Origin of the sequence: Propionibacterium sp., assembly GCF_047719395.1 — a bacterium.
In the GTDB taxonomy this organism is placed as follows: domain Bacteria; phylum Actinomycetota; class Actinomycetes; order Propionibacteriales; family Propionibacteriaceae; genus Propionibacterium.
The window spans coordinates 1-5,377 of sequence record NZ_JBDNTB010000093.1 but is presented as its reverse complement, the minus strand read 5'-3'; the positions used below and the strand labels follow the sequence as shown (position 1 = coordinate 5,377).

Genomic DNA, 5,377 nt, shown 5'->3' with positions numbered 1-5,377 from the left:
CCCCCCACACCCGGGTGGTGTGGGGGCCCCCCCCCGGGGGCGATGGGCCCCCCTCACCCCGGGGGCGTCCCCCACCCTATGGGGTGGACAGGCCCTCTGTGTGCTGGATCTGCCAGCGCCCCTCCGACACCGCTGGCGACCAGAACGGACGCGAGGACTGCGCCGGCGCCGGCCACGGACACCAGGACTGCGACATCGGGCAATGCGTCGTCAGCGATCTTGCCCCCAGGTTCCATGCCCTGCCATGTCACGGGTGGCCCCAGCGCCGTGTCGGCCGAGCACACACCGTCGATGCGGATTTTCCTCGAAAGCGAAGTGGCCGATTTCTGCGACAACTGCACAGAGCGGAATGCCCATCAGGATGGCCAGACCAGGAGGAGCAGGGGCGTGCTTGCCAGCAGCGCCATGCCGAGAAGGACGCCCATGGACATGTCACTCGTCCTCGACGACAGGTGAAGGAGCGACCACGGTGATCACGGATGAATCGTCACGAGCGGCAAGATTGCGTGTCGCCCCTTGAATGTAGGACTGTTCGGCAGCGGCGGCCACTGGGGTCGACAGGCCGACCGACTTCGCGGCGCTGGTCACCAGGCCCATGTCCTTGACGAAGATGTCCAACCGGCTGCGGACCTCGACCTCCTCGTCGTCGTAGGCATGCAGCATCCTGGGCCCACGGTCTCCCAGCATGAATGACTCCGCGGCTCCCGACATGAGCGCCGACAGGGTCTGCTCGAGGTCGAGCCCGAGCGAGCGTGCCAGGGCGAGTGCCTCGCCGGCGGCTGCAACATGGACCCCGCACAACAGCTGGTTGACGGTCTTCATCGCCTGCCCGGCACCAGGGGCATCACCCACCCGCACCAGCGTCGAAGCCATTGCGTCGAGCACATCCTCGGTCGCCTCCCACTGGTCGTCCGCGGCGCCGACGACCACGAGGAGGTCGCCCTTGCCGGCCCGCACTGCTCCGCCGGAAACCGGTGCATCGACCAGCCCGAGCCCCATCTCGGACAGCTCTGCCGCCGCACCCCTGACGGCGTCCATGCCGACAGTCGAGGTGAGCAGGACCGTCGCTCCCGGCTTCATCGCAGTCGCGACGCCGGACCCGGAGAACAGCACCTCCTGCAGCTGGGCAGGATTGCGCACCGCCAGCAGGATGACGTCCGCACCGGTGGCGGCTTTGCGGGCGGAGATCGCCGGGGCTACCCCTTCCGCTGCGGCCAGCCGGGTGCGTTCGGGATTGATGTCGAAACCGGTCACGGTGAACGACTTCTGCAGCCAGGTGGACATGGGCAGGCCCATGGCTCCCAGACCGAGAACAGCGACAGTGGTGGTCATGATTGATCTCCTTGATCATCAGATGACAGATGCAGGACGTGAATGAATGGGATTCAGGCGCCGGTCCGGAGTCTCCGGGTGGCCCCGGCCAGCCGGAGCTTCTCCACGACGTCGGCCAGCGAATCGTCTGAACCGACATTCCCGGCGAAGACGATGTAGGGAATGCCGCGCGCGGGGCCGTCGGCGGGTTCCCACATCGACACGATTCCTGGCAGCATCGGTCCTCGCACCGTGGCATGCCGGATTCCGAGTCCCTTGGAGGCGACATCGGACGAGGTGATGCCGCCCTTGGCGATCACAAATCGTGGTGCCCTGGTGGCCAGGATCTGCTGGACGGCGTCCACCAGCGCTGCCGAGACCTCCCGGGCGATTCGCAGCGAATCATCGCCGTCAGCGCCGGTCACGACCCGGTTGCTGGTGCGAACCACTACCGATCCATGCAGCAGCTGTTCGGCCGACGCGCCGACGATGTCGCGCAGATGGGCACCCCGGCGTTCCGGATCCAGGACTGTCGGGACGTCGATGACCAGCTCGGCGATTTCCTGCCGCTCGTGCAGGACGTCGACCTGCCGTCTGGTCAGGCCGACATGGGAGCCGACCACGATGAGGCCTCCGGCTGCCTCGGATCGAGCAGCGTTCGGTGCCGGTCCGGATTCCTCTGCGGACAGCGGGGCATGCTCCTCCTGACCGACCCGTGCTCGTACGAAGGGTGGTCCGACGCGACAGATGAAGTTCTGGCCGTCCGCCTCGGCGCGTGCCAGCGCCAGCGAGAACAACCGCAGATCGTTCTCCTCGGCACAGTCGACGATGATCGGCCTGCGATCCCGTGCTCTCCGCAGGGTGGTGACAACGGCGTCGAGGTCGGAGCGGATGTCCTTCAGATCGACACGCAGCACTGCTTCGGCCGGCCAGGCGCCATTCGACTTCTCTGCGACCCAGTCGGGAAGGTAGGAGGCCTGGTAGCCGAAGCTCGCGTCCCGGGCGAATTCGGTCTGCCCGACCGGGAGATAGCCGTCGGTGGGGTTGCCGGCATAGTGGGTGGAGCCGATGGTGATCCGTCCGGCATCGGGGAAGGCGGGCACGATGACGACGCCGTCGACCCGTCGGCCGTCCTTGGCGAGTTCCGAGGAGATCGTATTGGGCTCGAGGGGAAAGTGACCGCGCAAGGTCGAATCGGAACGGGACACGAATGCCGCTGCGCGCCCGGTTCGCCGGGCTGCGTCCAGCCCATTGGCGACGACCTCGCGGTTCACCCGCTCGGCATCGCCGGGGGACAGGCTGCGCGAGTTGGTCATGACGTAGACCGCCGGAGCGCCGGTGTTCAAGGCCCAGGCGAGGTCGCTGACATGCCAGGAGGTGATGACCGGCAGGGCAGCCACCGACTGGGTTCCGGTGGGGTCGTCGTCGAGAACGATGAGGGCCGGGCATCCGGCTCGGGCCACCTCTTCGGCCGGGACGCGCCGTCCGGCCGGCATACCGGAAATGAGTTCTTCGAGTGGGATCGTTTCCACTGCCACTCCTTTGTGATCAGAGCTCTGATGACAAGAAATGACGATAATCCTCTGATGACTTCAGTACAAGAGTCATCACGGCACACCGTGCCGGGCCGATCGAGGACCGACTCCGAGGACTTCAGCGGGCGGGGACGTGGGCCGTGATGTCGGCGGCGGTCTGGTCCATGTGCGCCGCCATCGTCGATTGGGCGGCCTCCACGTCGCGATCCCGGATCGCCACCAGGATCGCCTCATGGTGTGCCATGGCATGTACACGCACCTCTGAGTGCGCGGAGGTTTCGGCGCGCCCAGCCAGCAGAGCTTCGCGAAGGGGATCGAACACAGTGGGGAGGAAGGGGTTTCCGGCCGCTCGCAGGATGGCGTCGTGGAAGGTCAGGTCGCTGCGCACCGTCGCAGCCACATCGTCCTCGCCGTGACCGGTGCGGAACTGGGCCAGTGACATTTCCATCACCGAGAGGTCCTTGTCGGTGCGCCGCTCGGCAGCGAGCCCGCTGGCGGCAACCTCGATCATGCGGCGGATCTCGACCAGATCGAGAGCGATCTCACGTGGTCCAGATGTCTGCGCCTGCAGGGCGATCATGCTGCCGAGATCGGTCCACTGCTCGGGCGGATTGACGAATGTGCCGCTGCCGTGGACGGGGCGCAGCACGCCGCGATCGGTGAGGATGCGCACTGCCTCCCGCAAGGTGAGTCGGGAGACGTCCAGGCTCTGGGCCAGGGCAGCCTCGGCTGGCAGCGATTCGCCTGGCTTGACGCCACCGTTGACGACGGAGGCGAGCAGTTCGTTGACGGTCGCCTCGACTCTGCTCTGCGCCATCACGCCATCTCCTCGTCCGTTCTGTTCGCCATCTGTCCTGTTCGCCTGGATTCTATGGACGTGGCGGGCATTCTCCTCGGATCCTGCCGGATGTCGGTGGATCGAGCCGTCATGCTGTCCCGCACATGCTCGATTTCGCTCGCCGCGCACCGACAGCTTCCGAGACGCAGCGTCGGCCGTTCGGCGACCAGAGATCAGACGTGCAACGGCTAGACTTCTGGGCGCCATCGCGCAGGAAGGATTTTGATGCCCCGATCTGTGGTAGTCATCGGCAATTTCGACGGAGTCCATCGAGGCCACCAGGCACTCCTCGCGCGAGCTGTCGAGCTGGCCAGGAAGCTAGGACGTGGCGAGGACGTGCTGCCTGTGGTCGCGGTGACGCTGTGGCCGCACCCGATGACGATCATCGCCCCGGACCGCGCGCCCAGGCTGCTGAGCACCCTTGAGGACAGGATCGCGCTGCTCAAACGCTATGGCGCCGACCAGGTGCGCGTCGTCCAGTTCAACCGGGAGGTGACCACTTGGTCGCCCCAGCGCTTCGTGGACACCGTGATCAGGCCGCTGGATCCTGTGGCGGTCGTGGTCGGCTCCAATTTCACCTTCGGGCTCGGTGCCAGGGGTAATCCGGGGACGCTGCGCGAACTCAGCGAGGGTGAGTTCAGCGTGGTCGATCTCGACTTGGTCTCCATCGGGGACAACAAGAGTTCGTCCTCCCTGATCCGCCATGCCCTGGACCAGGGCGATGTCACCTGCGTTGCCGAGCATCTCGGGCGCTGGTTCCGGCTCAGCGGAGTGGTGATGCTGGGTGATCAGCGAGGCAGATCGCTGGGATTCCCCACCGCGAATCTGCCCATTCCCCCAGACCTGGCATCTCCGGCCGACGGTGTCTATGCCGGCTGGCTCACCATCCTCGATGCTTCCGATCCAGAACCGATGCCTGCTGCAGTGAGCGTGGGTACCAATCCCACCTTCGACGGTGTGGAACGGCGCGTCGAGTCCTATGTGCTCGATCGCACCGACCTGCAGCTCTACGGCGTGCGGATCGCCGTCGACTTCGTCAAACAACTCCGTGGCCAGTTGCGATTCTCAGGTGCCGGCCAGTTGATCGCCCAGATGCGCCTCGATGTGGCCAATACGCGCACAGCGCTCGCTGAGTCGCTGCCAGGAGCCTGATTCCTCCACCGAACGGCCTGGCTGCTAGGATGGGCAAGTTGCCGTCGATCGGCCGCGGATCACCAAGAGCTGTTCACATTCGGGCGGGACAGCGCCGCGCAACGGGAACGGGAAGGGGAGCGATCCACATGGACGCCGCCACGAAGAAGAAGATCGTCGAGGAATACGCGACACACCCGGGCGACACGGGTTCACCCGACGTGCAGATCGCTCTGCTCACCAAGCGCATCGCGCACCTGACCGAGCACCTCAAGGTGCACAAGGGTGATCACCACAGCCGCCGCGGTCTCATGCTGATGGTCGGCCAGCGTCGTCGTCTGCTGAACTATGTGGCCAAGGAAGACATCGACCACTACCGCCAGCTCGTGAGCCGTCTCGGCCTGCGTCGCTGAGCGGCGCAATCACTGCTCAGCACAATCACGACGCGGGGGGGGCCCCCCCGGCGGGGCCGGGGGGGGGGGGGGGCGGGGCGCCCCCGCCCCGCCGCCGGGGGGCGGGCCCGCCGCGGACTCGCGCGGGGGTGTTGGGTTGGGGTGGTGGG

At 66.5% G+C, this 5,377-nt stretch carries 6 protein-coding genes; 2 read left to right on the top strand and 4 right to left on the bottom strand.

The features are described from left to right. Positions 1-53: 53 nt before the first annotated feature. From ABF648_RS11780 to ABF648_RS11765, 4 genes are all read right to left on the bottom strand, one after another. Positions 54-236, bottom strand: a complete 183-nt coding sequence (locus tag ABF648_RS11780; RefSeq protein WP_415632439.1) for a hypothetical protein — start codon at positions 234-236, stop codon at positions 54-56. A 196-nt stretch (positions 237-432) separates the two neighbouring features. Then, entirely contained in the window at positions 433-1,332 is a 900-nt protein-coding gene (locus ABF648_RS11775) for an NAD(P)-dependent oxidoreductase (protein ID WP_415632438.1), read from the bottom strand. Positions 1,333-1,385: 53 nt separating this feature from the next. Continuing rightward, a complete protein-coding gene (locus tag ABF648_RS11770) occupies positions 1,386-2,843 on the bottom strand; it encodes a four-carbon acid sugar kinase family protein (protein WP_415632437.1) in 1,458 nt (485 codons plus the stop codon). Between the two features lie 121 nt (positions 2,844-2,964). After that, positions 2,965-3,663, bottom strand: a complete 699-nt coding sequence (locus ABF648_RS11765) for a FadR/GntR family transcriptional regulator (protein ID WP_415632436.1) — start codon at positions 3,661-3,663, stop codon at positions 2,965-2,967. Between the two features lie 246 nt (positions 3,664-3,909). Here ABF648_RS11765 and ABF648_RS11760 point away from each other — a divergent pair, with 246 nt between their 5' ends. Next, positions 3,910-4,836 carry a bifunctional riboflavin kinase/FAD synthetase gene (locus tag ABF648_RS11760; protein WP_415632435.1) on the top strand — a complete coding sequence of 309 codons (927 nt, stop codon included), beginning with the start codon at positions 3,910-3,912 and terminating at the stop codon, positions 4,834-4,836. A 128-nt stretch (positions 4,837-4,964) separates the two neighbouring features. Further along, positions 4,965-5,228: a 30S ribosomal protein S15 gene (rpsO, locus tag ABF648_RS11755; protein WP_415632434.1), complete on the top strand. Its 264-nt coding sequence runs from the start codon at positions 4,965-4,967 to the stop codon at positions 5,226-5,228. Positions 5,229-5,377: the final 149 nt, after the last annotated feature.

Bases quoted from the DNA above. Each gene is read 5' to 3' on its own strand.
- ABF648_RS11780 (WP_415632439.1), bottom strand. From the start codon at position 236: ATGGAACCTGGGGGCAAGATCGCTGACGACGCATTGCCCGATGTCGCA.
- ABF648_RS11775 (WP_415632438.1), bottom strand. From the start codon at position 1,332: ATGACCACCACTGTCGCTGTTCTCGGTCTGGGAGCCATGGGCCTGCCC.
- ABF648_RS11765 (WP_415632436.1), bottom strand. From the start codon at position 3,663: ATGGCGCAGAGCAGAGTCGAGGCGACCGTCAACGAACTGCTCGCCTCC.
- ABF648_RS11760 (WP_415632435.1), top strand. From the start codon at position 3,910: ATGCCCCGATCTGTGGTAGTCATCGGCAATTTCGACGGAGTCCATCGA.
- rpsO (WP_415632434.1), top strand. From the start codon at position 4,965: ATGGACGCCGCCACGAAGAAGAAGATCGTCGAGGAATACGCGACACAC.